Annotated in this window: 22 protein-coding genes; 13 read left to right on the top strand and 9 right to left on the bottom strand. The window is 67.1% G+C overall.

Translation table 11 applies throughout. The features are described from left to right. The first annotated feature begins 128 nt into the window (after positions 1–128). On the top strand, positions 129–506 hold the full coding sequence (locus AC1DW4_RS04220; RefSeq protein ID WP_477016217.1) for a response regulator: 378 nt from the start codon (positions 129–131) through the stop codon (positions 504–506). On the opposite strand, the gene AC1DW4_RS04215 is transcribed toward AC1DW4_RS04220, so the two are convergent. The 3 genes from AC1DW4_RS04215 to fni form a co-directional block, all read right to left on the bottom strand. Continuing rightward, positions 478–2,094, bottom strand: a complete 1,617-nt coding sequence (locus tag AC1DW4_RS04215) for a phytoene desaturase family protein (RefSeq protein WP_477015974.1) — start codon at positions 2,092–2,094, stop codon at positions 478–480. The two genes, AC1DW4_RS04220 and AC1DW4_RS04215, sit on opposite strands and share 29 nt — an antisense overlap. A gap of 45 nt (positions 2,095–2,139) precedes the next feature. Beyond that, positions 2,140–4,842: a DNA methyltransferase gene (locus AC1DW4_RS04210; protein ID WP_477015973.1), complete on the bottom strand. Its 2,703-nt coding sequence runs from the start codon at positions 4,840–4,842 to the stop codon at positions 2,140–2,142. Positions 4,843–5,047: 205 nt separating this feature from the next. Beyond that, the gene (gene fni / locus AC1DW4_RS04205) at positions 5,048–6,076 is read right to left on the bottom strand and encodes a type 2 isopentenyl-diphosphate Delta-isomerase (RefSeq protein ID WP_477015972.1); all 1,029 of its coding nucleotides are present in this window, start codon (positions 6,074–6,076) and stop codon (positions 5,048–5,050) included. Positions 6,077–6,168: 92 nt separating this feature from the next. Here fni and AC1DW4_RS04200 point away from each other — a divergent pair, with 92 nt between their 5' ends. Together AC1DW4_RS04200 and AC1DW4_RS04195 are read left to right on the top strand one after the other, a co-directional pair. After that, complete coding sequence (locus AC1DW4_RS04200) at positions 6,169–6,666, top strand: sterol desaturase family protein (protein ID WP_477016216.1); 498 nt, start codon at positions 6,169–6,171, stop codon at positions 6,664–6,666. Continuing rightward, positions 6,663–7,412: a fatty acid desaturase gene (locus AC1DW4_RS04195; protein ID WP_477015971.1), complete on the top strand. Its 750-nt coding sequence runs from the start codon at positions 6,663–6,665 to the stop codon at positions 7,410–7,412. The genes AC1DW4_RS04200 and AC1DW4_RS04195 overlap by 4 nt, the downstream gene beginning before the upstream one ends. Here AC1DW4_RS04195 and AC1DW4_RS04190 read toward each other — a convergent pair. The 4 genes from AC1DW4_RS04190 to AC1DW4_RS04175 all read right to left on the bottom strand — a co-directional run bounded on the left by AC1DW4_RS04190 (position 7,384) and on the right by AC1DW4_RS04175 (position 12,907). Beyond that, a complete protein-coding gene (locus tag AC1DW4_RS04190) occupies positions 7,384–8,325 on the bottom strand; it encodes a phytoene/squalene synthase family protein (protein WP_477015970.1) in 942 nt (313 codons plus the stop codon). The two genes, AC1DW4_RS04195 and AC1DW4_RS04190, sit on opposite strands and share 29 nt — an antisense overlap. Then, positions 8,322–9,824 carry a phytoene desaturase gene (locus tag AC1DW4_RS04185; protein ID WP_477015969.1) on the bottom strand — a complete coding sequence of 501 codons (1,503 nt, stop codon included), beginning with the start codon at positions 9,822–9,824 and terminating at the stop codon, positions 8,322–8,324. Before AC1DW4_RS04185 ends, AC1DW4_RS04190 begins: the two co-directional genes overlap by 4 nt. Then, positions 9,821–10,987, bottom strand: coding sequence for a lycopene beta-cyclase CrtY (crtY, locus tag AC1DW4_RS04180; RefSeq protein WP_477015968.1), 1,167 nt, complete (start codon positions 10,985–10,987; stop codon positions 9,821–9,823). The genes AC1DW4_RS04185 and crtY overlap by 4 nt, the downstream gene beginning before the upstream one ends. 69 nt (positions 10,988–11,056) lie before the next feature. Beyond that, positions 11,057–12,907, bottom strand: a complete 1,851-nt coding sequence (locus tag AC1DW4_RS04175) for a PPC domain-containing protein (protein WP_477015967.1) — start codon at positions 12,905–12,907, stop codon at positions 11,057–11,059. A gap of 102 nt (positions 12,908–13,009) precedes the next feature. Here AC1DW4_RS04175 and AC1DW4_RS04170 point away from each other — a divergent pair, with 102 nt between their 5' ends. From AC1DW4_RS04170 to AC1DW4_RS04150, 5 genes are all read left to right on the top strand, one after another. After that, positions 13,010–13,933, top strand: coding sequence for a bifunctional methylenetetrahydrofolate dehydrogenase/methenyltetrahydrofolate cyclohydrolase (locus tag AC1DW4_RS04170; protein ID WP_477015966.1), 924 nt, complete (start codon positions 13,010–13,012; stop codon positions 13,931–13,933). Positions 13,934–14,004: 71 nt separating this feature from the next. After that, positions 14,005–14,682 (top strand): LemA family protein, encoded by a 678-nt coding sequence (locus tag AC1DW4_RS04165; RefSeq protein WP_477015965.1) that lies wholly within the window; start codon positions 14,005–14,007, stop codon positions 14,680–14,682. Further along, positions 14,679–15,500: a TPM domain-containing protein gene (locus tag AC1DW4_RS04160; RefSeq protein ID WP_477015964.1), complete on the top strand. Its 822-nt coding sequence runs from the start codon at positions 14,679–14,681 to the stop codon at positions 15,498–15,500. Before AC1DW4_RS04165 ends, AC1DW4_RS04160 begins: the two co-directional genes overlap by 4 nt. Then, the gene (locus AC1DW4_RS04155) at positions 15,500–16,186 is read left to right on the top strand and encodes a TPM domain-containing protein (RefSeq protein ID WP_477015963.1); all 687 of its coding nucleotides are present in this window, start codon (positions 15,500–15,502) and stop codon (positions 16,184–16,186) included. The genes AC1DW4_RS04160 and AC1DW4_RS04155 overlap by 1 nt, the downstream gene beginning before the upstream one ends. A gap of 50 nt (positions 16,187–16,236) precedes the next feature. Beyond that, positions 16,237–16,974 (top strand): endonuclease/exonuclease/phosphatase family protein, encoded by a 738-nt coding sequence (locus AC1DW4_RS04150; RefSeq protein WP_477015962.1) that lies wholly within the window; start codon positions 16,237–16,239, stop codon positions 16,972–16,974. Here the strand turns inward: AC1DW4_RS04150 and AC1DW4_RS04145 are convergent. Further along, on the bottom strand, positions 16,962–18,431 hold the full coding sequence (locus AC1DW4_RS04145; RefSeq protein WP_477015961.1) for a phospholipase D-like domain-containing protein: 1,470 nt from the start codon (positions 18,429–18,431) through the stop codon (positions 16,962–16,964). The two genes, AC1DW4_RS04150 and AC1DW4_RS04145, sit on opposite strands and share 13 nt — an antisense overlap. A gap of 161 nt (positions 18,432–18,592) precedes the next feature. On the opposite strand from AC1DW4_RS04145, the gene AC1DW4_RS04140 reads away from it, so the two are divergent. The 3 genes from AC1DW4_RS04140 (at position 18,593) to AC1DW4_RS04130 (ending at position 22,192) form a co-directional block, all read left to right on the top strand. Further along, positions 18,593–18,775: a hypothetical protein gene (locus AC1DW4_RS04140; RefSeq protein ID WP_477015960.1), complete on the top strand. Its 183-nt coding sequence runs from the start codon at positions 18,593–18,595 to the stop codon at positions 18,773–18,775. Positions 18,776–18,909: 134 nt separating this feature from the next. Next, positions 18,910–21,477, top strand: coding sequence for a coiled-coil domain-containing protein (locus AC1DW4_RS04135; protein WP_477015959.1), 2,568 nt, complete (start codon positions 18,910–18,912; stop codon positions 21,475–21,477). A 115-nt stretch (positions 21,478–21,592) separates the two neighbouring features. Further along, on the top strand, positions 21,593–22,192 hold the full coding sequence (locus tag AC1DW4_RS04130; protein WP_477015958.1) for a hypothetical protein: 600 nt from the start codon (positions 21,593–21,595) through the stop codon (positions 22,190–22,192). On the opposite strand, the gene AC1DW4_RS04125 is transcribed toward AC1DW4_RS04130, so the two are convergent. Next, entirely contained in the window at positions 22,185–23,345 is a 1,161-nt protein-coding gene (locus AC1DW4_RS04125; protein ID WP_477015957.1) for an MFS transporter, read from the bottom strand. The genes AC1DW4_RS04130 and AC1DW4_RS04125 overlap by 8 nt on opposite strands. 49 nt (positions 23,346–23,394) lie before the next feature. Between AC1DW4_RS04125 and AC1DW4_RS04120 the strand changes: the two genes are divergently transcribed. Continuing rightward, entirely contained in the window at positions 23,395–23,763 is a 369-nt protein-coding gene (locus tag AC1DW4_RS04120) for a DUF423 domain-containing protein (protein ID WP_477015956.1), read from the top strand. A gap of 27 nt (positions 23,764–23,790) precedes the next feature. Further along, positions 23,791–24,765, top strand: a complete 975-nt coding sequence (gene pip, locus AC1DW4_RS04115; protein ID WP_477015955.1) for a prolyl aminopeptidase — start codon at positions 23,791–23,793, stop codon at positions 24,763–24,765. The last annotated feature ends 26 nt before the right edge of the window (positions 24,766–24,791 follow it).

Genomic DNA, 24,791 nt, shown 5'->3' with positions numbered 1-24,791 from the left:
TGGCGGCCGGCGCGCAACCCTATCGTCAAACCCATTTCGCGTGGACGATTTGGCAACCGCAACCATATCACGCTAAACACGGGCTGGAATTGTTGCGGAAGCGTTCGTCCGCTGATCGGGGTATGTTGATGTCTGATGCCGTGCACGGTCGCCGCATTTTGGTGGTCGAGGACGAGGCGCTGGTCGCCATGCTGCTGGAGACGATGCTGGAAGACATGGGGTTCGCTCCGGTCGGCCCGATCGGTGACATCGACACCGCGCTCGAAATCCTCAACGACGACTGCCTTCTGGATGGAGCCTTGCTGGACGTGAACGTCGCCGGCCGGGAAGTTTTTCCGGTGGCCGCGGCCCTCAAGGCCAAGGGCGTGCCCTTCGTGTTTTCGACCGGCTATGGCGAGGGCGGCCTGCCGGAGGACTGGCGTGGCCATCCGACCATCCAGAAACCGTTTACCGAAGACGCTGTGCGCGATGCCTTGTTCAAGGCGCTGCGTTTCGCCGCCGTCTGAAATCCCTGAGTATCTCCCGCGCCGCGTTGTGTCCCGGTGCCCCGGTCACCCCGCCCCCGGGATGCGCGCCTGAGCCGCAGAGGTAGAGACCGGGCACCGGCATTCGGTGATCCGCATGACCCAGCACCGGCCGCGCGCTGAACAACTGATCCAGCGTCAGGCGCCCGTGAAAGATGTCTCCGCCCACCAGACCAAAACGTCGCTCAAGGTCCAGCGGCGTCAATGCCATTCGCCCCAGGACCGATGCCCTGAACCCCGGAGCCCATTGGTCGATCGTGTCGATCATCAGGTCGGCCACGGTCTCGCGGTGATCGTCCCATGAGTGCCCCTCCGGGAGCTGCGGAGCCACATGCTGGCAGAACAGGCTGGCGACATGCGCCCCCGCGGGCGCAAGGCTGTCATCCAGTGTCGACGGGATCAGCATCTCGATGATCGGCTGTGCCGACCAGCCTGTCAGCCTGGCCTGCGCATGGGCCCGGTCCATATAGCCCAGGCTGGGGGCGACGATGATGCCGGCCGTATGGTGATCGCCCGGCTCGGGATGAGCCGAAAATCGCGGCAGCTCGGACAGGGCGACATTCATCCGGAAGGTACCGGAACCGGACCGATAACCCGCGATCCGCTCTCGAAAATCCATTGGCACGATCGCCGGATCGACCAACCGGTCGAACAACAGACGTGGATGGATGTTCGAAACAACCCTCCGCGCCCGCACGATGTCGCCGGCCTCGGTCACCGCGCCAACGGCTCTGCCCCGCTCGGTCAGCACAGTCGCTACCGGAGCATCCAGACGAATCTCGACACCCAGTTCGGCGCAGGCCGCCGCCATGGCCTGGGTGATCGCTCCCATGCCCCCGATTGCGTGGCCCCATGCCCCCTTGACCCCGTTCACCTCGCCGAACACGTGATGCAGCAGCACGTAGGCCGACCCGGGCGTATAGGGACTGGCGTAGTTGCCCACGACGCTGTCGAACCCGAACAGGGCCTTGATCGGATCGCTCTCGAACCATCCGTCCAGCCAGTCGCCGGCCGACTTGGTGAAAAGGTCCAGCACGTCTCGCCTGGCCGTCAGGTCCAGTCCGCCCAGCCGACGCGCCACCCTGCCCGCCTTCAGCATCTCGGGCAGCGTTTCCAGCCAGCCCCCTTCCCGCAGATTCGGCGGCGTTTCCAGAACAAGCGCGCGCAGCACCTCGGCGACGCCTTCCAGCCGCGCTTCATACTTCGGCAGCCGTTCGGCATCCCTGGCGGAGAATTTCGCGACCTCCCCCTGAGTGCGGTCCTGCCCCGCCGCCAGATATCGTCCGTCTTCCAGTGGCAGGAAGTTCGACATCCGCCGCTCGACCACGCGCAGCCCGTGACGCGCCAGTCCCATGTCGGCGATGACCCGGGGGTTCAGCAGGCTGACGGTGTAGCTGGCGGTCGAGTTTCGAAAACCGGGGTGAAACCCCTCCGTTACCGCCGCTCCGCCCACGACGCTCCGACGCTCCAGAACCGTGACCTTCAACCCGGCGCGAGCCAGGTAGAAGGCACACACCAGTCCGTTGTGACCGGCCCCCATGATGACGACGTCCGCGTCGCGTGCGCTCATATCCACCTCCGCGTCCCGCATACCACGGACGCGATCAAGGGCCAGTCAGCGGCCGATGCGCGGCGCGAACCAACCCGCGTCGGTTCGTTGAACCGATCCTGCGACCGCCAGGATCGACAGCGTTTCCTCGATGCGCGCTTCCGCCGCTCGCCGCCGTCGAACGTTGAAGCCGTTCATCAGCACGGACGGCTCGACTGGGCGTCCGGCGCTTCTCAATGTTCGCAACAAGACCGCGGCCATGGCTTCAGGTGTCTGCGGGAACTGGGGACGCGGAACCGCTCGACCCAGCGCCGCCTCGGTCTGGATCGGGGCCCTGGGCGCCTGGTATCGCCGTTGAAAATCGGGACGCAGGTGGCGGACAACACCGATGTCTTCTTCCCGGGCACGGGTCCGTTGCAAGGACAGCAGCGCCTGGTAAAGCGTCTGGTCGGTCATCTGGCCAGCCCACCCGTACGCGGCCTGGACAAAAGCATCGATCCGGGCGTGGAGATGCCCGATCACGCCGATGCATCCGCTTGCGAAAACCCGTTGCTGGTCTGCCGAGAGCGGATGTCCCGCCGCCTTCCGTTCCAGCAGATTGTAAATACCGGTCATGGTCAGCCCGCTGACCCGAGCCATGGCCTGGTCGCGCGTCGCCTCCAGTTCCTCCGCAAGGACAGTGAGCTCAGCATGTGCTGGATCATCCAGGTCCGGGAATGGAAAGGGGTCGAAGCAGCGGCTCTTCACATAGACGGCCGCGCCGCCGCGTTCGTTGACAACCTGGCCCAGCCGCCCTTCGCCGTTCGGGCCGCCCTTCTCCACCACGGTCATGGCGATCCGAACGGCGGCATGATCGCCGCCGCCCTTTATCCAGGGATGATCCGCGATAGCATACACAAGGCGTACAGGATCGCTGGCGTGCAGATGGCTTTCGACGACGCGTCTGGAAAAGGTCTGGGTGATGGAGTTTGTGGTGATGAAGCCGAAGCGCTTCAGCACCGTGCCCCGCTCCTTTAGTATGCAGGCGGCCCTGTCCCACCATACCGTGACCAGGTCGGCGGATCTGAACCGGCCCTGGCGTATGGCCCAGAGCCCGCCGACGTAGCCGTCGCCCAGCTCTCTGCGAAGGTCCTTGGCTCCCATGAAGGGCGGATTGCCGACGATGAACTCGGCTTCGGGCCAGGTCGCCGGTCGCGGGTTTACCAGCCGGATATCATCGCAGCTGTTGTCTTCAGCGAAAAGGCGATGCGGGCCAGGTCCTGGTCCCGTCTCCTCGCCACCCCGTGATTGAACCGCACCGGAAACACGCTCCAGGCGATCGCAATCGATGAGCGCGTCCCGGCATTCGATCGAACCCGAGTCCCGCAAAATCGGTTCGGCCGGCTTGGCATCGCCAAACGTCCGAAAATGCCATTGCAGATGGCCGATCCACAGCACCATCTGGGCGATCCAGGCGGCATAGCGGTTCTTTTCAATGCCAAGGAACTGCTCCGGCGACACCGAATGGCTTGCCATTTCGAGCAGTCCCTGCCCGTCACCCAACTCCTGCAGGGCACCGAGCACCTCGCCTTCTAACTCCTTCATCAATCGCATGGCGACGTAGAGGAAATTGCCTGTGCCGCAGGCAGGATCCAGGACGCGTTGGCTGCAGAGCTCGCGGTGAAACCTCCGGACGATCGCCCGAGCCTCTTCGCCCTGCCCTTTTTGATGCAGGCCGAGCGCAGTTCCCTCGACCGCCTCCCATTCGGTGCGCAACGGCTCCATGACGGTCGGCCCGACCAGCCGCTCGACATAGGCACGCGGGGTGTAGTGGGCTCCCAGTTCCGTGCGCTGCCGTGGGTCCAGGGCCTGTTCCAGAAGGGTCCCGAAGATAGCCGGTTCCACCAGCGCCCAATCGCGCTCGGCCGCAGCCGTCAGCGCCTCCAGTTCTGCCTCGTTGATCTGAACCGGACAGACCTCGCGGAACAGGCCGCCGTTGAAACGAAGCAGATCTTGCCTGACCGCCGCGCAGTGGCCTCCACTGTCCATATGCCTGAAGAACTCGCTTGCCGCCGTATGGAAGTTGTGGGCCTGGCCCCTGTAGTCCTTCAGCAGGCACTTCAGGAAAGCCCTGTCCTCGATCAGCCCGACGCTGTCTGCGAACATCGCAAAGATGCACTGCGTGACGAAAAGAGCGGTCTTGGAGGCGTGAGCGCTGCGCTGTCGTGCGTCCGGCGGGTCGCCCTGGGGGCCACATGGGACGCGGCTGCCAATCGAACGGACCAGCCAGGCCAGCCTCTCGGCGATGTCGGTCGTGACTTCGGCAACCCCACTGGACGGATCCAGGCTCATGGGGTCCAGCCAGACCGCCGCGAGCATGGCGCGGACCTTGGGATCGTCGAGCTGGTCCAGCGTGATCCGCTGTCGAGCGCGATCGGGAAACGGCGTATAGACCTTGCCCTGGCGATCGAAATCCGCCCACAGCTCGATCGCGCGGCCGACATCCACCACCACCAGGAAAGGTGGCCACTCGTCCAGCGCCCTTGCGTATTGCTCGGCCTCGCGCTTGGCGCTGCGCATCAGGCGCTCGGCGCGGGCCGGCCACGGTGGCCGGGCCAGGTGACCCGCTCCTGCCCGCTTGGCGGACTGTTTTGCCTCAAGGACAAAACTGCCGCGACGGTAGCAGTCGATGAAGCCAAGACTGTGTGTGCCGTCGTCATGTTCAAACCGGAAACATCGCTCGAAACAGTAGTCGAGATCGCCGGTGCGCTCCTCGTCCGGAGCGGGCACGCCGATCAGGCCGCACAGCTGAATGATGAAGGTCTGATAGTGAGCCGCTCACTTATAAGATGCGGGGACCACCGCTGGGCGAAGGGTTGAACGTTCAGGGCGCGCGGCCTTTTCTACAATCCGGGATTGCGTTAAGGATCGTTATATCTCGTTAAACGGGTAACACCAGTCACTGAATCTCCCGGTTGCAGCGACGGATGCGCGATCAGTCTTGGACCAGCTCGGCTCGGCGCAAGGCTTGCAGGTGCGCGGAGCCCGTGCAGAAGCAGGCGGTCCGCAGCTGGCGTACGACCGTCTGAAAGTGTTCGATCACCGCTTCGGTCGACACGGTCGCGGCTTGCAGGACACCTGCCGCCTGTCCGACCAGGTCGGCCCCCAGGCGAATGGCCTTGGCCGCATCGACCCCGTCGCGAATGCCGCCGGAGCCGATGATGAAGCCGTCCGGGCACGCCTCTCGCACAGACCGGACGGCGTCGGCAGTCGGGATGCCCCAGTCAGCGAAGGCCAGGGCGTGGGCCTTGTCCGCGGGATCGGTGGCCCGCTCTCCTTCGATCAAGCCCCAGTTCGCCCCGCCCGCCCCCGCGATATCGATCGCCGAGACCCCCATGGCGAACAGGCGCTGCGCCGTCCGGGCCGAAACCCCCGCACCCGTTTCCTTGACCACGACCGGAACCTCAAGCCGGCGAATGAGCGCCTCCAGCGCCGCGCCGACACCCCACCAGTCGCGGTCGCCCTCTGGTTGGCAAGCCTCCTGCAGCGGATTCAGGTGCACGATCAGGGCGTCGGCCCCGATCATGTCAATGATCCGCCGGGCCTCGTCGACGCCGAAGCCTCGCGTCAGTTGCGCCGCGCCGATGTTGGCCAGGATAGGCGTATCCGGAGCCCGGTCCCGCAGCGACTGGTTCAGTCCCGAACCGCCGCCCTCCTCCAGCGCCGCCCGCTGCGACCCCACCGCCAGGGCGATCCCCAACGCTTGCGCCGCCTCGGCAAGATGCGCGTTGATGGCCTCCGCCCGCGCCGGTCCGCCCGTCATCGAACTGATCAGTAACGGAGCCCGTAGCCGTCGCCCCAGAAAGTCGGCCCCCAGATCGATCTTGGCATGATCCAGGTCGGGCAACGCCTCGTGCACGAAACGCACCGCGTCGAAGCCGGCGTCACGGGCGTGACGTCCTCGCCCCGCCAAAACCACGTCCAGATGCTGATCCTTGCGGTCTGTGATGCTCGGCTCGGTCAAACGACACTCCAGCGGCCTCTGACAATCGATAGGCGCGACAGAGGTGATCTGTCACGCTGGCAGCGGTTCGGTCCAGAGCGTAAGCTGTGACCATGTTCGCCTTCTGGTTCACCGCCCTGACCGTGGCCGTCTTTTTCCTGATGGAAGGCGTCGCCTGGACGACGCACCGCTATGTGATGCACGGCCCGATCGGCTGGGTTTGGCACCGCGATCACCACGAACCGCATGATGGTGTGTTCGAGGTCAACGACCTGTACGGCGTCGTCGGCGCGATCGCCGGCATCGGCCTGTTCGTCCTGGCCTGGCTGACCGGCCTGTGGTGGATTCGAGCCATCGCTCTGGGGGTCACATTGTACGGCGTCGTCTATGCCTTCGTGCACGACGGGCTGGTGCACCAGCGCTGGCCGTTCCATTGGATGCCCAAAAATGGCTACGCCCGCCGTCTGGTTCAGGCGCACAAGCTGCATCATGCGGTTCAGACGCGAGAAGGGGCTGTGTCCTTCGGTTTCGTCCTGGCCCCCAACCCGCACCGGCTGAACGCCATCCTGAAGGCGCGCCGGTCCGAACGCCTTGGCGAGACCGCTCCATGAGCCGGACCCGCCAGACCGTCATCGGCCTGACCCTGGCCGTGCTGATCGTCGGCGGCTGGCTGGCGCTGCATGTCTGGGGTGTCTTCTTCCAGAGCTTGACCTGGCCCGCCATCGCCCTCGCCCCGGTCCTGATCCTGGCCCAGAGCTGGCTGGGGGCAGGCATGTTCATCGTCGCCCACGATTCCATGCATGGCTCGCTCGCGCCCGGCCGTCCCCGCCTGAACGCGGCCATCGGACAGCTGTGCGTCGGGGCCTATGCGGCCTTCTCCTATAAGGCGCTCAACGTCTGCCACCACCAGCATCACCGCGCGCCCGGCAGCGCCGACGACCCCGACTTCCACGCCGGTCGCCCAGAGGCCTTCGGTCCATGGTTCGTCGCCTTCTTCACGCGCTATTTCGGGCTGCGCGAGCTGCTGATCGTCAGCGCGGTCGTCGGCCTCTATCTGTTCGTGCTGAAAGCCCACCCGCTGAACATGATGCTGTTCTGGGGCCTGCCCGCCATTATCAGCGCGCTGCAGCTGTTCGTCTTCGGCACCTGGCTACCGCATCGGCACGAAGCCCATGGCCCGGACTTCATCGATCGCCACAATGCGAGAACATTGCCGATGCCGTGGATTTTGTCGCTGCTGACCTGCTTCCACTTCGGCCTGCACCACGAGCATCACATGTCGCCGACGACACCGTGGTGGCGTCTGCCCACCCTGAAGGCTCAGCCCCTCAGACCCGTGTCCACAGGTCCTGTCTAGGCGGCGGAGCCTTGCCGCGATCCAGCGTCTGGGTCCAGACCGCGATCAGGGCCCCGCGCCCGAACAGCCACAGCTTCATTACCCGGCCGACCGACACGCGCTGTTTCCAAACGTCCGGACCGCCACGCCGGACCTTGCGCCCGATCTCGCGATACACCCCGCGCGCCGCCGCGATGGCCATCGACGACCGGAACGGCAGGCCGCGCAAGCCGTCCCTCGCGCTGTCGTAATAGGGCTCGGCCACGGCCAGCAGACGCTGCGTCACCGCGTGCACCGTTGCCCGGTTGGCGGGATCGGCCACCGCCTCGGCCGTCGGGGCCAGACCGGCCTCGATCAGCCAGTCGGCCGGCAGATAGACCCGGCCTCCTTGCGCGTCCTCGATTACGTCGCGCGAGATATTGGTCAGCTGGAACGCCAGGCCCAGGTCCTGCGCCCGCCGCAGCACCTCGGGATCGCTCACCCCCATGACGCGCGCCATCATGACGCCGACGACCCCGGCAACGTGCCAGCAATAGGCCATGACGTCGTCCAGGGTGACATAGTCGCGGTGCTCGACGTCCATGGCGAAGCCGTCGATCATGTCCATCGCCCAGCGTTCCGGCAGGCGATGCCGGATCGCTACCCGCTGAAACGCCGCAAAGGTCGGGTCCGACATCGGTTCGCCCGTCATCGCCCGCCGCGTCATGTCATACAGACGCGCCAGCCGCCGTTGCTGCTCTTCGACCGTCAGTTCCTCGTGGCCAAAGCCGTGGTCCTGGCCGTCGATCTCGTCGTCGCAAGCCCGGCACCAGGCGTACAGCAACCACGCATCCTCGCGCACCGCCGGGTCGAACAGCCGCGAGGCCGAGCGGAAGCTCTTGGACCCCTTGGTGATCGAGGCTTTGGACGCCGCGAGGATGGCATCGGCGGTCACCGGACGGTCTGCCCCTGTTCCAGCATCAGCCCCGCCGTCGCCTTGGCGGAACCGACGACGCCCGGAATGCCCGCGCCAGGGTGGGTTCCCGCACCCACGATGTAAACGTTGGCGATCACGTCGTCGCGGTTGTGCGGCCGGAACCAGGCACTCTGCGTCAGGATCGGCTCCAGCGAGAAGGCCGACCCCAGGTGCGCGTCCAGATCGGTCTTGAAGTCCTTGGGCGTCCAGATGCGCGTCGTCACCAGGTCGCGCCGCAGGTTCGGGATGTAGCGCTCTTCCAGATAGTCGATGATCTTCTCGCGGTACTCCGGACCCTTCACGTCCCAGTCGATGTCGGCGGCCCCCAGATGCGGCACGGGCGACAGGACGTAGTGGCTGCTCATGCCCTCCGGCGCCATCGACGGATCGGTGGCGCACGGCGCGTGCAGATACAGGGAGAAGTCGTCCGGCAGCGTCGGGCCGGAGAAGATTTCGGAAATCAGCTCCCGATACCGCGCCCCGAAACAGATGGTGTGGTGCGCCAGCTGCGGCTGGGGCTGCGACGTGCCGAAATGCAGCACGAACAGCGACATCGAGAACCGCTTGGACTTCAGCGATTTCGCCTTGGATTTGCCGCGCGGCGTCCGGCCCAGCAGCTTTTCGTAGGTGCTGACCACGTCGGCGTTCGACGCCACCATGTCGGCCGGGATGACCTCGCCGCCCGCCAGGGTCACCCCTGTGGCCCGATCGCCCTCGGTTTCGATCCGCTCGACCCGGCTGTTCAGCCGGAAGTCGCCGCCCAGGTCCTGGAAGAACTTCACCAGCCCGTTGATCAGGGCGCTGGTCCCGCCCCGCGCGAACCAGACCCCGCCGCGCCGCTCCAGCGCGTGGATCAGGCCATAGACCGAGCTGGTCTTGAACGGATCGCCTCCGACCAGCAGGGTGTGGAAGCTGAAGGCCTGACGCAGGTGCGGGTCCTTGATATGGCGCGCGACCATGGTGTGGACGCTGTTCCACGCCTCAAGCCGGATCAGTTCGGGCGCCGCCTGCAGCATCGATCCGAACGACTGGAACGGCACGGCCCCCAGCTTCAGATAGCCCTCCTGATAGAGCTCCTCCGAATAGGCGTGGAATTTGTTGTAGCCCTCCACGTCGTCGGGATTGAACGCCGCGATCTGGCGCTCCATCGCTTCCTGATCGTCGTTGTAATCGAACGACGTCCCGTCCTCCCAGCACAGCCGGTAGAAGGGGTCGACCGGCATCAGGTCGACGTAGTCGCTCAGCTGCGATCCCGTGCCGTCGAACAGCTCCTTCAGACAGTCCGGATCGGTGATGACCGTCGGGCCGGCGTCGAAGGTGAAGCCCTGCTCCTTCCAGACGTAGGCCCGCCCGCCCGGCTTGTCGCGCATCTCAAGCAGGGTCGTCTGGATGCCCGCCCGCTGTAGCCGGATGGCCAGGGCGATCCCGCCGAACCCGGCCCCGATCACCACCGCGCGCTTTGCTGTCACGTCTCTCATGCTGGTCTTCCTACGCCGGTTTCGCGCAGCTGTCGCAGCGCGCGATGGATGGGCACGGGGGGTTTTCCGGTCAGGATGCGCGCCTTGTCCAGCGCCGTGCTCTGTCCTGCGTAGAAGCGCCGCACCAGGGGTTCGGACAGTCCATAGAACCGGCGCATGACACTCCAGCGATCCTTCGGCTCGGCAGCGCGGAACAGCATCCGGTCCAGCAGGCGATAGAAGGCCCGGTCCGCCCAGATCTTTTTGGAATGCCCCTCCATCAGCGACCGCAATCCGGCCGACGACAGGTCCGACGCCCCAGCGATCAGCCGCGCCGTCGCCACCGCGTCCAGCAGCGAATAGCCGGTCGTCGGATGAAACAGCGCCGCCGCCAGGCCGGCCCGCGCGATCGTCGGCTCCTCGGCCCAGAAGGCGTCGATGTCGCCGTCCAGCGCGATGGGCAGGATGCCCTCCTCCTCGTCCAGAACCGCCTCGACCGACCAGCCGCGGGACCTGACATAGGCGTCGATCCGGCCCCGGATGACGTCGCGGTCCAGCCGCGCCCCATCGACGTAATAAGTGTCCTCGACCAGCACGGTGCGTTCATCGAACGGCAGTAGGTAGACGAAGCGATAGGCGTCGCCTTGCCCCACTGTCGCGTCCATGATCGTGGGCCGCGTCAGGCCATGCGGCTGGGTCAGACGCACGGTCTGCCCCAGAAACAACTGCCAGCCCAGATCGAGGTGAGGCGTCGGGGCCGGCCCGCGCGCATCGATCACGCCCCGCGCGCTCAGCACCGTCTGGTCGGCCAGCGTCACGCCATCCGTCGACACAGCCACCGCCTCGCCCGCGATCAGCCGGTCGCCCAGCAGAGGCGAGACGGCGTCGTGCAGCCTGTCAGACGTCATGCTGTTGTAGGGGGTCGTCATCGACCGGCTCAGGCCGGGGAAATAGATTTCGTAGCCGCCGGTCCACCGATGGGGCGTAGCCGGAGCCAGCCAGGCGCGGTCCTCTGCCGAGATGTCGCCGTCGAAGAAGGACCAGGTGTGCTTGCCGCCCAGTCGACCGTCGCGCTCCACCACGGCGACGCTGAGCTCGGGCCGGTCGATGGCCAGCCGCCAGGCGATCAGACTGGATGCCAGCCCGCCGCCGACGAGGATCAGGTCATGGTCAGGACGGGCCATATCGCATCTCTAAAGCGAAAAAGGCCCCGGCGCGACCGCGCCGGGGCCTGTATCATCGTCGCGGCCGACCTATTCCCGCGGGACGATCGTCAGCGCGTAAGCCCCTTCCTGTCCCGAGGCGAAGCTGCGGGCCCGGATGACATAGTCACCGTCCTCTTCCACGCTCCACTCGATCTTTGCGTGTGTATCCGACAGGCCGTCGTCGTCAGACACCACCGATGTGAACGTCCCGCTCTCATCTTCCTTGCCGACATCCAGATAGGCGTCGAAGGCATTGGAAACCATCGTCAGACGCAGCTTCTCGCCGGCTTTCAAGGTGACCTTGTAGGCATCGTAGTAGCTGCCGTCCTCGGTAAGGGCGTCGTCTTCGGTCAGGGTGCCACGCGCCGTCGCACCCACCAGGATGCTGCCCGGCAGGGGCTGCGGACCCCGGTCAATCAGCTCCAGAGAATACAGGCCGGTCGAGTCGCTCGACAGCGGCAGGGCGCGGACAATGTAGTCGCCGTCGGCCGGCAGGATGTAGTTCAGCCGCGAATCCGTGCCTTCACCCAGACCGTCGTCGTCCTCGGCGGCGGCATAGAACTCGCCGTCCGCGGTCCCGATCTGCAGATAGGTATCGAAGTCGCCTGACCGCATGATCGCCTGAACACGGTTCCCCGCCATCCCGGTGAAGCGATAGGCGTCGTAGCCACGGTTTTCATCGTCGGTCGCGTCGCCCTCGACGATTTCGCCCTGGACGGTTTCGCCCATCGCGATCGCGGCCGGCGCAGGCAGCGGCGGGGCTTCCTCCAAGGTCAGGCTAAAGGCTCCCTCCCCTTCGCCGCTGAAGGCGCGGGCCTCCAGCGAATAGTCACCGTCCTCTGTGAAGGTGTAGGTCAGGCGCGAGTTGGTGCCCTCTCCCGCCCCGTCGTCATCAGAATCGACGGAATAGCGTCCACCGGCATCCTGGGCCTGCTCGGCGAACAGCTCCAGGAAGGTGTCGAACGAGTCCGAGCTCATCGTGGCGATGATCCGCTGACCGGTCGTGGCGTGGAAGGTATAGATCTCGGCCGCAACGCCGAAGTCGTTCTTGTGGCTGCCCAGTGTGCCTTCGACCGTGTCGCCGAACGCGATCGGATTGCGCGGCGCGGCGGGACCGGCCTCATCGACCTTGAGGGTGTAGGCTCCGTTCGTCGTGCCATCCAGCGGCGCTGCGCGCACGATGAAGTCGCCCGAACTGGGCGCCGTGAAGATCAGGTAGGAGTTCAGCCCCCCTGCCCCGGAATCGTCATTGGATGCGATCTCCTGGAAATCACCGCGCGCCGAACTGACACGCACGACCGCGTCGAAATCGTCGCTGTTCAGGCTGATCGCATAGCGCTGGCCCTCGCGAGCACGGAAGCTGTAGGCATCGTAGAGGGCATCGTCGTCGTTCACCGGGTCGGTGTCGGCGATCCGTCCATCGATTTCTTGCCCGATGCGCAGCCCGGTCGGGCGCGGGGCGCGGGGCGGTGCCGCGCGTTCGCTGACCTGCAGCGTATAATCGCCGCCTTCCAGACCGCTCAGCGTGCGCGCGCGGATCAGATAGGTCCCTGCGGCCGGCGCGACGAAGCGCATGCGCGAGTTGGTCCCCTCGCCCAGACCATCGTCGTCGGAAGCCAGTTCGACCTGTTCATCGCTGGCGTCATAGGCGGTCAGGTAGGTGTCGAAAGACTCGGCGCGCATGACCGCCTCGACCCGCTGTCCGTCGCGCAGGCGAACGGTGTAGTCGTCATAGACGAACTGCCCTTCATCCTCGCTGTCGACCTTGGCGTCTTCGGCGGTCAGCGACCCCGACACGGACTGGCCCAGACGAAGCGGCGTGGGTTCCTGGGCCATGGCCTGGCCGGCGGCAAGCAGTGCGATGGCGCTGACGGTGATGGCGAACGAAGAGCGGCGCATTTTATTTCCCCCGGGATAAGCCCGTGGCGAACATAGACGACGAAGCGCGACAACTGTAAATCGCCGCCCACCGGTCGATTCCTGACGGACGAGGAGCCAGTCATGGCGGACGACGCCACGCGCGCCACCATCATCGATGGGAAGACCTTCGCCGCCGGTCTGGTGGACCGCATATCGGCGGCGACGGCGGCGCTGATCGGCTTGCACGGCATCAAGCCAGGCCTGGCCGTGGTGATCGTCGGTGAAGATCCCGCCAGCCAGATCTACGTCCGCAACAAGGGTGAAACGACAGCCCGCGCAGGCATGCGATCCGACACCCATCGTCTGCCCGATACCGCCACACAGACCGAGCTTCTGGCGCTGGTTCAGAGCCTCAACGAGGATGCGGGCATCCACGGTATCCTGGTGCAGTTGCCTCTGCCCGCCCAGATCGATTCGGCCGCCGTCCTGGGCGCCATCGATCCCGACAAGGACGTCGACGGCTTTCACGTCGTCAATGCCGGCCGCCTGGCTGTCGGCCTGCCGGGGTTGGTTCCCTGCACGCCGTTGGGTTCCACCATGCTGCTGAAGGACCGGCTCGGCGACCTTTCCGGCTTGCACGCCGTGATCGTCGGGCGATCCAACATCGTCGGCAAGCCGATGACACAGCTTCTGCTGGCCGAGAACTGCACCGTCACCGTCGCTCACTCCCGCAGCCGTGATTTGCCCGCGTTTTGCCGCACCGCCGATATCCTGGTCGCCGCCGTCGGTCGGCCAGAGATGATCCGGGGCGACTGGATCAAGCCCGGCGCGACGGTCATCGACGTCGGCATCAACCGCGTTCCCTCGGCCGATCCGGTCAAGGCGATGGAAGGCAAGAGCCGCGTCGTGGGTGATGTCGCCTTCAACGAAGCCGTGGACGTCGCCGGGGCGATCACGCCGGTCCCCGGCGGGGTGGGTCCCATGACCATCGCCTGCCTGCTGGCCAACACCTACGTCGCCGCGTGCCGTGCGAACGGTATCGTACCATCATCTCTGGACGCTTGAAGCGATCCGGCGTTGCGGGGATAGTCGCGACTCGAGGACGGGCGGCGAACGGCCGTCGAACGGAGGGTTCCATGGTTCGCATCAATTCGCGCCTTTGCGCGGCGGCTGCGGTCGTGCTGGCTGTTCCGGCGATCTCGGCCTGCGGCTACAACACCATCCCGACCAAGCAGGAACGCGCCCAGGCCGCCTGGGCCGATGTCCAGAGCCAGTATCAGCGCCGGGCCGACCTGATCCCCAACCTCGTCGCCACGGTCCAGGGGGCCGCGATCCAGGAACGCACCACCCTGACCCAGGTCATCGAGGCCCGTGCCCGGGCCACATCGGTCCAGGTGACGCCAGAGACCCTCAGCGACCCCGCCGCTTTCCAGCAGTTCCAGGCCGCTCAGGGCCAGCTATCCAGCGCCCTGTCGCGCCTGCTCGTCACGGTCGAGGCCTATCCCCAGCTACAGGCCAACCAGGGCTTCCTGCAGTTGCAGTCGCAGCTCGAGGGCACCGAGAACCGCATCACCATCGCCCGCCGCGACTACAACGAGGCCGTGCGCGACTATAACACCAGCCTGCGCACCTTCCCGACCGTGATCTGGGCCAAGACCGCCTTCTCGGGCGAGCAGCCGATGCAGCTGTTCACGGCCAGCGCCGAGGCCCAGGCCGCACCACAGGTTCAGTTCAACCTGAACGGCGCGCCCGCCACCGCGCCGGGCGGGACCGCTCCAGCCGTGGCACCGGGCTCGACGCCCCCGACGCGGTGACCTCCATCCCGCTTCTCAGCCTGAGCCAACGTGCGGTGGCGCTTGTCGGTGCGATCCTGCTCGGCATGGTCGCGGGCACCTCTGCTTTCGCCGCCGAGCCGAACTTTCCCGCGCTTTCGGGCCGCGTCGTCGATCAGGCTCGGCTCCTGTCGCCCGAGACGGAAGCCGAGATCTCGGCCAAGCTGACGCAGCTGGAGACCGACACGGGCGATCAGTTCGTGGTCGTCACCCTGAACAGCCTGCAGGACTACGAAATCGAGGACTACGGCTATCGCCTCGGCCGGGCCTGGGGCATCGGCAGTGCGGAGAACGACAGCGGCGTCCTGCTGATCGTCGCGCCGAACGAGCGCAAGGTCAGGATCGAGGTCGGGTATGGGCTTGAGCCGGTCCTGACCGACGCCCTGTCCAATCAGATCATCCAGAACGACATCCTTCCCCCTTTCCGCGAAGGCGGCTTCCAGCGCGGCATCTCGGCTGGAGTGGACGCCGTCGTCACTCAGCTTCGACTCGATCCCGCCGAGGCCGAGGCCCGGGCCGCGGCGGCGGTCCCGACCGAGGCGGAAGCCCCCGTCTTTCCGGTTCTGATCATCGCGCTGATCTTTCTTTTCCTGTTCCTGAACCTCATGCGGGGCGCGGGCCGTCGTGGCCGACGCAGGCGCGGGGCCGACGGGCTGGGTCAGGTGGTTCTGTGGGGCGTCGCCGATGCCTTGAGCAGCGCAGCGAGCAGCCGGTCGAGCGGTTCCAGCTTCGGCGGAGGGGGCGGGTTCTCGGGCGGCGGCGGCAGCTTTGGCGGTGGCGGAGCCTCGGGCGGATGGTGATGCGCATCAAACCCGAGGAGCACGCGTCCATCGCCGCCGCGATCGCGCTGGCCGAGGCGAAGACGTCCGGCGAGATCTTCTGCGTGCTGGCCCGCCAGGTCTCGTCCTACCGTGACATCAGCCTGGCCTGGGCGGCCGCCGTGGCTCTGATCATGCCGCTTGGCTTCATTCCGCTGGGCTTCGACGCGCACTGGTTTCCGGGCTTCGGCGACACCTGGGAGGCCGGGCAGCTGGCGGCGCGAGACGTCATCGTCGGCCGCACGATCGGCGTCTATGCCGTCGTCCAGGCGGCGGTCTTCGTGTTCACCTATCTGATCCTACGCATCCCCTTTCTGACCCGCCTCGTGACACCCCGCTCGGTCCGACGCGACCGTGCCCGACAGGCCGCCATGCATCAATTTCTGGCGCACGGGCTGCACGTGACCCAGGATCGAACCGGTGTGCTGATCTTCGCCGCCCTGACCGATCGGCAGGTGGAAATCATCGCCGATGAAGGGATCCACGCCCGCGTCGATCCCGATGTCTGGGCCGAGGCCGTGACCGCCCTGACGGCCGGGCTCAGGGCCCGCCGCCCGGTCGAAGGCTTCCAGCGCGCCATCGGCCTGGCCGGCACCGTCCTGGCCGAGCACTTCCCACCCCGGCCGGGCAACCCGAACGAAGTGCCCAATCGCGTCGTCGAAATCTAGGACCAGCGACCGCATGGCCTTTGGCACCGAAATCGCCTAGCGGATCGCCCATGCGTCTGATGACCTACAACGTGCATCGCTGTGTCGGCGTCGATCGACGTCTGGATTTGGAACGGATCGTCGGTGTCATCGCCGAGCACGAACCCGATATCGTCTGCCTTCAGGAGCTCGACGTCGGCCGCGCACGCACGGGTGGTGTCGACCAGGCCCAGGTCATCGCCGATCGTCTCGCCATGTCGGTCCGCTTCCATGCCGCGATGACCGTCGAGCAGGAAGAATATGGCGACGCCATCCTGAGCCGCTGGCCGGAGCGTCTGATCCGGGTCGGAGCGTTGCCGACTGTCCGGGGCATTCCCGGCCTGGAGCCGCGCGGGGCCATCTGGGCACGGGTGCAGAAGGACGACGACCCGCCGCTCAACGTCCTCACCACGCATCTGGGTCTGGTGCCGCGCGAGCAGAGGCTCCAGGCGGCCGCCCTGGTCGGAAAGGACTGGATGGGTCACGCGGAATGCCAGGGGCCGACGATTCTGGCGGGCGATTTCAACGCCACCTCGATCACACGACCTTATCAGACCCTGACCCGTCGCCTGGCTGACTGTCAGCGCCAGATCGGTCAGCGCCCCACGATCAAGACCTTTCCCTCGGGGTTCCCCGCCATCCGCATCGACCACGTCTTCGTCAGTCCGCACATAAGGGTGACTGGCGTGCGAGCGGCCTTTTCACCCCTGGCGCGGATGGCGTCGGACCACCTGCCGCTGATCGTCGATTTCGAGGTTCAGGACGCCTGAGGCAACAACCGCTGAGAGCGATTCCGCCGCTTCCAGGGCCTGAAGGCGTCGGCGGTCGACACGGGGTCTCCGAGCTGGAACTCCGCAATCGTCCTCTGCACCATCGAAGGCTGGGTCGCGCCCAGCGGCGACATCCTCCCGGTGTCGAACGCCTCGATCGCCTTGCCCGTCGAACCCAATACGGCCTCGGCGGCCTCGAACTCATCGCCCGATGTGCCGATGAAGTGGCCGATGGTCTTGTGGCGATAGGCCTTGATTTTCGCGCGGCCGGCGTCGTCGTCGGGTGCGATCGCGACGTCGCATTCCGTATCGAATCCCAGTGAGCGGTTGTTGATGTTGGTCGAACCGATCCGCAGCAGCCGGTCGTCCACGATCGTCACCTTGGCATGGACGATGATCCGCTCGCCGCTTCTGGTGTTGGGGCTAAAGGCGAAAAAGCGGTTGTGGATATCCGCCGTTTCCAGCCGGAACAGCACCTCTGCCCGCGCGGTGTCCATGGTCATGCTGTCGAACCAGCTAGGGCTTCGTCCTGTGGAGACCAGAACCACCTCCGGCCCATCCGGCTCGGCCAGTCGTTCAGCCAGGGCCCCAGCGATCACCGGCGAGGTGAAATACTGATTCTCCATATAGATCAGCGTCCTGGCCCCGCGAATGGCGGCGAGGTGAAGTCGCTCGTTTTCGCGCACCTCGATCCGGCCGCCGTGCGCCGGTTCCGTCCGGGCGATGCCGACCGGCACGCTCTGGAAATCGACGGCGACCCCATCCGGCCAGGGATCGCTTTCGACCGGTTCGGGAACCGTCCGCTCCCAGGTCGCCTTGAACCAACGTTCGCGCGCGAGATCGCCCAGGGCCAGCGCCGCGGGGCCGCTCATGACGCACATCGTCTCGTGGCGCGGGGGCGAGATGACGCCGGACGGCTGGCACCGACGCGGGTCGTCGTCACGGTGCGCGGGCGAATCCCAGCGATCGACCGAGATGTCGCCTCCGCCACAGAAGGCCACTGAATCGTCGATGATCACGGCCTTCTGGTGATGACAGGCCCCGATCGGCCCCGGGGAGTCCAGGCGGAACTCCACCATGCGCTTTCGGAACCAGGTCTGCGCCTTGTGCGGGTAGAACCCCTGCGACGCCGCGATGAGCAGCGGCGACTTCCAGATCAGCAGACGCACATCGAGCTCCGGCCGCGTCTTGACCATCATGCGCAGGCGATGCCCGATCTCGGCCTGCCTGTCGCCTGCGCGCGTCTCCGGATCAAGCCGCGTTCTGGGGTCGAACTGCCAACCCAGCACGACGACGGAGCGTCTGGCCTTGTCCAGTGCCGACGACAAGGCGTCGAAATAGGCTTCGTTCTCCATCAGGATCGACAGCCGATCGGCCGCCTCGACCCGCCAGCACGTATCCCCAGGCACCAGGACCGCCGAAGCATCCAGGGTCGTCTCGTCGACCGCACGCTTCATGATGATAGACCCGTCCCGCATGAGCCATCCTGCCGGATCGCTGCTTTCGTCCCACCGCGGGCGATGATCGTCAATGGCACAGCTGTGCATCGGTTCCACCATCGGATTGTGACGCTCTGCGAAATCAGGCATAAGGCGAACGCACGAAGGGGAGCACGCAGGTGCAGGCGCTGATCGAGTTGCTGGCCGGTTTCATCGCGCTGCTCGTCGCGGCGGCCCTGTCCCAGTTCGGCGTCGACATCGAACGCCCCCCGCGCGCATCGCCGGAAGTCCACCGCGTGAATGACTGTGGCGAGCCTGCTGAGGCCGGCTTGATCGCGGCAGGTCGCGACCGGGATTGCTGACCCGGTGCGAGCGATTTTCGTTCGCCGCCGACTTCCTGACCCCGAAACGCTTTCGCCGTCAGGGATCAGGCTCTAGGGTTGCAGGCGCGCCTGGCACGGACCGCTGCGCGCCCGCCCAACGAGATTGACCCTTCATGAAGTCCCGCCAACGGCCGCCGCTTGTTCTGACCGATCCCGAGGCGACCCCTGCCGTCGAGACCCCGCCGGTGGACGACATCGAAATCCCAGATCACGCACCGGATCGGGACCCGCCTGCGCCCCCCGAGCGGCCGATTTCCGAACGCCGTCGTCGGCGGCTTCTGGAACAACGAGAGCGGGCCGAGGCGACCGCCGCGGAGCCTGCCCACGCGCCCGAGGCCGCTCTGTCCACGCCACCCCCGGAAACGACGGATGAAACCGCGGTGGTCACCCCTTTCGCCGTCAGTGCCGACGCCCCGCCAGCCCGCTATCAGCCGCCCGAGCCACCCGCGTCCCGCCCGCTGACGGCCGAACGCGAAGGCCAGTCCGGCACGCCCTATCTGATCGCCGGCGCGGCATCGGCCCTTTGGGTCGGTGGTGTCGCGGCCTGGGCGGCTTATGAGATTGGATCCGGTGACGTCCTGGCCGACCCGCTGCGTCTGGCTATCTACACCTTGATCGCTCTGGCCCCGGCGGGCCTCGCTCTGATGCTGGCCCATGCCGTCCGTCAGGGGAACGGCCTCGCCGCCGAGACGCGCAGGGCCCGCCAGCTGGCCGAGGCGCTGGTCGCGCCCACCGCCCTCGCCGCCCAGCAGACCGGCGATGTCCTGTCCGCCTTGCGCAACGACATCGATCAGGCCGCGCTGGCCGCCGAGCGCGCGCGCAACGACATGGCCTTGTTGCGCGAAGCCTTGTCGCTGGAAACCCACCGCCTGAACGAGGCCGCCGAAACCGCCGGTCGCACGGCCCGTCGCCTGACGGAGAACCTCGGCCGCGAACGCGAGCAGATGGCCGCGCTTGGGGGTCATCTGGACACCCAGGCCTCGGGAGTCCTGGAAGCCGTCGAGCGCCAGTCGCGCCTGATCGTCGATGCTTCGGATCTGGCCCAGACCCAGCTGCGCGAAGCCGAGACCGCCCTGGCCGCCCGGGCCGCCGATCTCGCCGCCGCCGCCGGCGAGGCTCAGGACGCCGCGCGCCTCGCATCCGACGACCTGGCCCGCCAGACCCTGCGTCTGGAGAACGCCGGCACGGGGGTCGCCGAACAGATCCTTTCGGTCGAACAGGGGCTGGGCCAGCAGCGCGCGGCCCTGGTCACCGCTGCCTACGCCCTGCGCACCGACCAGGAGGACTTCTCGGCTCAGGTCGAGAGCCAGCGGGCCCAGTTGACCGAACAGCTTTCCGCCGCGCGCGCCGCCAGCGGCGAGCTCGGCGACGTCTCGACCCGGGCGTCGGAAGGCCTGCGGGACCTTGTCGAGGCCGCGAGCGACCAGTTCCGGGCTCTGGTGGACCTGTCGCAACGAGAGGCCGACGGTTTCGACGCCGCCACCAAACTGTCGCTCGACCGGTTCGAGGCGCTCGCCGCCGAAGCGCGCGATACATTGGTCGAGGAAACCCGCCGCGCCCTGGCCGCGCTCAAGGCCACCGCCGAGGACAGTCGCATCGCCGCCGACGAGGCTGCGAGTCATGCCCAGATCCGTGCCGACCGTCTGGGCGAGGCCCTGTTCGACGCGGCCCAGAAGGCCGATCAGGCCGCCGACGCCCGTGTCGAGGGGGCTCGCCGGATCGTCGGCGAGACTGTCGATCTGGTCGACGAGGCCGGCCAGCGCGCGATCGGCAAGCTGGAATCGACCCTGTCGCGCATGACTCAGGCGCTGGCCGAGGTCGATGCCGCCATCGGCGATCTGGACGAGCGCGCCTCGCGCCTGCCGGAAGAAGCCCGGGCTCGCGCCGAAGCGGTTCGCGTGACCGTCGAAGACGGTCTTGCCGCCCTCGCCGCCGCCTCCCGCAAGGCCGCCGAGGATACCGAGGCTCTGGACGCCGGTTTCCAGGAACGCGTGCGTCGCAACTACGACATGCTCACCGAGGCCGTTCGTCTGATGGGCGTGGTTTCGGGCGAGCCTCAATCCACGCGGCGGCGCGAACCCCTGTCACCGCCACCTCTGCAGACCACTCAGGACACCCGCGCCGCGAGGCCGGAGACCGAGGCGGAACCGGAACGCGAACGCGGATTCGGGCTTAGAGGTCGATTGCGCCTGGCTCCGACAGGCAGCGAGCCCACGCGGGCCACGCCGCCGCAATCCCAGGACCGGCTGGACTGGAGCGATCTGGTCGATGATGGTCCTGGCGAACCGCCGCTGGACCTCGATACGCCGGCCATGCCCGCCGATGCCGACGCCCTTTCGGACCGGATCACGGCGGCTATCCGGCGCATGGGCGTGGATCCCAATGCCCTTCTGCCCCGCTCGCGCGTCGAGGAAGCCGCGTCAGCCCTGGCCGAACGCGATCCCGACCGGGCGCGCCAGATCGTTCGACGGGTCGCCCCCGCCGCCGTGCGCAGCGTGTCCCGGCGGGTCATGAGCGATCCGGACCTGCGGGCCGATGCAGAACGCTATGTCCGTGGCTTCGCGACCCGGCTGAACGACCAGGCGCGACAGGGGGATGGCCCGGGCGTGCTGGGAACTCTGGCCACCGATCCGGGGCGGGCCTTCATGCTGCTGGATGCAGCCATCGGCGATCTCGCCTGAGGCGGGAATCTGACATTCAGGTCGCGGCGGGGTCGCAATAGGACTTGACGATCTCCTTCGCTTACCGACACCGTCGCGCCGCTGTCACGCCGTCGTCACGCACCCAGCGGATCCCATGCTCGATACCGTCGCCGAGGCCCAACCGGACCGCAGACCCGCGATCCTCGTCTGCGTTTATGAGACCGACGATCCCGCCTGGGCGGCTCTGGAAGACATGGCGGCGGACGGCTGGAACCCTCAGACGGCGCGGGCGCGTCCGATCGGACCTGGCGACCCCGATATGCTGGCGGGCCTGTTGACGGGTCAGCTTGACGACGCCGACTGCCGCGCCGTGCTTCTGGTCGGCCGCACGCGCCGCTCCGACGGGTTTCGCGTTCAGATGCGGGCAGAGAACCGGGCGCTGATCGGCGGCTCCAAGCTGACCCGGACCGGCCCCGCCATGGCCCGCGCGACCGCACCGGTCGCCGAGATGGTCCGCGCCTTGAACGACGCCGGCTTGTCGGCCGAGGCCACCTCGGAGTCCGAAGAAGACGCCGGCAGCTACCTGCTGTACCGCATTCTGACCGCACTGCCCGACGCGGTCGATGCCCCAGCGGTGGGCCTGCTGCGCGTCCCGGCGACGACAGACACTCAAAGCCTGCGCTCCAGCATCCGCACGGCGACCGGTGCGATGGCCCGCCACCTGTCGCCCCTGCCCCGCGCCCGGCTCAGCTGACGTCCAGCGTCCGCTTCAGCCACCACCCCGCCACGAGGCCGACGGCTGCCAGCCCGGTCATGGCCAGATAGCCCAAGGTCCCGAACCGATCGTACAACGGGCCCGACGCCAGCGTCGCCAATCCGATCAGGACGCCCGCCGCGATCACGGAGTTCAACGTCTGGGCCGCCGTGTGCTGACCTGGCGGAGCCAGTCGCTCGATGATCTCCACGCCCGCCAGATAGGTGGCCGCGAACGTCAGGGCGTGAAGCGCCTGCAATGGCCACAGCGCCCACAGCGGCGGGACGAAGGCCAGAAGGGTCCACCGCGCGACAGCCGCCACGCCACCCAGCATCAGCACGGGCCACGGACCGATGCCCCGGGCGCGACGCCAAGGCTCCACGACCCACATGTAGCCGATCTCGACGACGACCGACGTGGCCCACAGCAGCCCCGTCGTCGCCTCGGTGATCCCCTGCACCTTCCAGGCGATGGCTGAGAAGCCGTAGTAGAAGGCGTGGGTCGCCTGGACCGCGCCGATCGCCAGGATGGCCGTCATGAAACCCGGGTCGGTCGCCAGCCTGGCGATCCCGGCATAGCGGTCCCGCTTGCGGCTCGGACCGGCCTCGGACACCGGCTCGGGCGGCAACAGGCTGGACGCGGTGACCGCGATCAGCGCGCCCGCGATCACGATCCACACGATGACCCAATCGACCGACGCCCGCGCCAGGATCGCGCCCATCAGCACGTTGGCCGCCACGAAGGCCGCCGATCCGCACCCTCTGGGCCAGGCAAAGGCGAACCCGTGCCGTCGCGCGGCGGACAGGTTCAGCACGTCCGTCAGGGGAATCATCGCGGCCATCGCGCTGGCCCCGACGAACCAGGCGATCCCCTGGACCCACACTCCGTGTGTCAGTCCAGCCGCCCCATAGGCCAGCGCCCCCACGGCCCCCAGGACTGCGATCGGCGTGCGGCGGCGCGTGAACCCGTCGGCCCACACCGCCAGCACCGGCCCCGTCACCAGCCGCGCCAGCATGGGCGCCGCCAGCAGCGCGCCGATCTCCGCCCCCGAAAAACCCTGGGCACGGAACCACAGCCCGGCGAACGGCAGGCTGACGCCGTTGGCACCGAAGAGCAACACATACTGAAACGCCATGCGGCGGGCTGGAATCATCGTCCATCCGATAGCAGACGCCGACGAATCCGTAGGCTACGGTCTGCACATGACATGGAATCGTCACCTCGCGGCCTTCGCTGCATTGAACGGCGCGATGGCGGTGGCGGTCGGGGCTTTCGCCGCCCACGGAGCCGGCCCGCAGATCAAGACCCTGTTTCAGACCGGTGCCGCCTATCAGCTGGCGCACGCCGTCTTGGGCGTCGCCTGCGCGATCCTGGCCCCCGGCGTCCGTCTGGCTGGCGTGGCGGGGTGGCTGGCGACGACCGGTGGCCTGATTTTCTGTCTGGCCCTGGCCTTCCTCGGCTTGCTAAGCCTCCCCGCCCTGGGGGCGGTCGCTCCCATCGGGGGCGCACTGATGATCGCCGGCTGGCTCATCCTGGCCTTCTGCGGCCTTCGCGCCGGCCCCACTGCCTGATCCTCCAGACCGAAGCAGCGACCCCGTATGGCCTTCCCCGTGACCGAGACGCCCCGACGCGAACTGTATCCCGAGCTCGAACCCTTCGCATCCGGATGGATGCAGACCGACAGCGCCCACGAAATCTATTTCGAGGAGTGCGGTAATCCGCAAGGCAAGCCGGTGCTGGTTCTGCACGGTGGCCCCGGTGGCGCGGTCAACGCGGGCATGCGCCGCTATTTCGATCCGGCCGTCTATCGCATCGTGCTGTTCGATCAGCGCGGCTGTGGCAAGTCGCGGCCCAATGCCTCGCTCGAGGACAACACCACCTGGACCCTGATCGAGGACATCGAAGCCTTGCGCGAGCGATGTGGCATCGACGCCTGGGCGGTGTTCGGCGGATCGTGGGGTTCGACCCTGTCGCTGGCCTACGCAATAACGCACCCGGAACGCGTCAAGGCGCTGATTTTGCGCGGCATCTTCCTGCTGACGAAGAAAGAGCTTCACTGGTTTTACCAGGACGGGGCCTCGATGATCTTCCCGGACGCCTGGGAGCGGTTCATCGCTCCGATCCCGGAGGATGAACGTCACGACCTGATGGGGGCCTACTACAAGCGGCTGATCGGCGACGATCGCGCCGAGCAGGAACGCTGCGCCGTCGCCTGGTCGAGCTGGGAGGGCGAAACCGTCAGCGTCGAAGGTCCGGCCGCCCGTCCCGACAAGTTCGCCGAGCCCGAGTTCGCCATCGCCTTCGCCCGCATCGAATGCTGGTATTTCATGAACGGCGGCTTCTTCCCCGAGGAGCACTGGCTGCTGAAGAATATCGGCCGAATCCGCCACATCCCCACCTGGATCGCCCAGGGCCGCTTTGACGTCGTGACGCCGATCTCGGGAGCCTGGTCCCTGCACCGCGCCTTCCCCGAAGCCAAGCTGGACATCGTCCCCGACGCCGGCCACGCCTCGTCCGAACCCGGCATCATCGACAGTCTGATCCGCGGCACGGACTGGGCGGCGACGCTCTAGCGGAACGAACCGCCACGCTCGCTCGC

It is taken from the genome of Brevundimonas sp. P2_A6 (assembly GCF_056404975.1).
Note: the sequence above shows the minus strand (reverse complement) of the source record. Positions and strands in the feature narration are given on the sequence as shown.

Coding starts and splice junctions, on each gene's coding strand:
- AC1DW4_RS04155 (WP_477015963.1), top strand. CDS start 15,500: ATGCGCATCAAACCCGAGGAGCACGCGTCCATCGCCGCCGCGATCGCG.
- crtY (WP_477015968.1), bottom strand. CDS start 10,987: ATGGCCCGTCCTGACCATGACCTGATCCTCGTCGGCGGCGGGCTGGCA.
- pip (WP_477015955.1), top strand. CDS start 23,791: ATGGCCTTCCCCGTGACCGAGACGCCCCGACGCGAACTGTATCCCGAG.
- AC1DW4_RS04185 (WP_477015969.1), bottom strand. CDS start 9,824: ATGAGAGACGTGACAGCAAAGCGCGCGGTGGTGATCGGGGCCGGGTTC.
- AC1DW4_RS04120 (WP_477015956.1), top strand. CDS start 23,395: ATGACATGGAATCGTCACCTCGCGGCCTTCGCTGCATTGAACGGCGCG.
- AC1DW4_RS04145 (WP_477015961.1), bottom strand. CDS start 18,431: ATGAAGCGTGCGGTCGACGAGACGACCCTGGATGCTTCGGCGGTCCTG.
- AC1DW4_RS04195 (WP_477015971.1), top strand. CDS start 6,663: ATGAGCCGGACCCGCCAGACCGTCATCGGCCTGACCCTGGCCGTGCTG.
- AC1DW4_RS04200 (WP_477016216.1), top strand. CDS start 6,169: ATGTTCGCCTTCTGGTTCACCGCCCTGACCGTGGCCGTCTTTTTCCTG.
- AC1DW4_RS04125 (WP_477015957.1), bottom strand. CDS start 23,345: ATGATTCCAGCCCGCCGCATGGCGTTTCAGTATGTGTTGCTCTTCGGT.
- AC1DW4_RS04220 (WP_477016217.1), top strand. CDS start 129: ATGTCTGATGCCGTGCACGGTCGCCGCATTTTGGTGGTCGAGGACGAG.
- AC1DW4_RS04130 (WP_477015958.1), top strand. CDS start 21,593: ATGCTCGATACCGTCGCCGAGGCCCAACCGGACCGCAGACCCGCGATC.
- AC1DW4_RS04175 (WP_477015967.1), bottom strand. CDS start 12,907: ATGCGCCGCTCTTCGTTCGCCATCACCGTCAGCGCCATCGCACTGCTT.
- AC1DW4_RS04135 (WP_477015959.1), top strand. CDS start 18,910: ATGAAGTCCCGCCAACGGCCGCCGCTTGTTCTGACCGATCCCGAGGCG.
- AC1DW4_RS04150 (WP_477015962.1), top strand. CDS start 16,237: ATGCGTCTGATGACCTACAACGTGCATCGCTGTGTCGGCGTCGATCGA.
- AC1DW4_RS04170 (WP_477015966.1), top strand. CDS start 13,010: ATGGCGGACGACGCCACGCGCGCCACCATCATCGATGGGAAGACCTTC.
- AC1DW4_RS04215 (WP_477015974.1), bottom strand. CDS start 2,094: ATGAGCGCACGCGACGCGGACGTCGTCATCATGGGGGCCGGTCACAAC.
- AC1DW4_RS04165 (WP_477015965.1), top strand. CDS start 14,005: ATGGTTCGCATCAATTCGCGCCTTTGCGCGGCGGCTGCGGTCGTGCTG.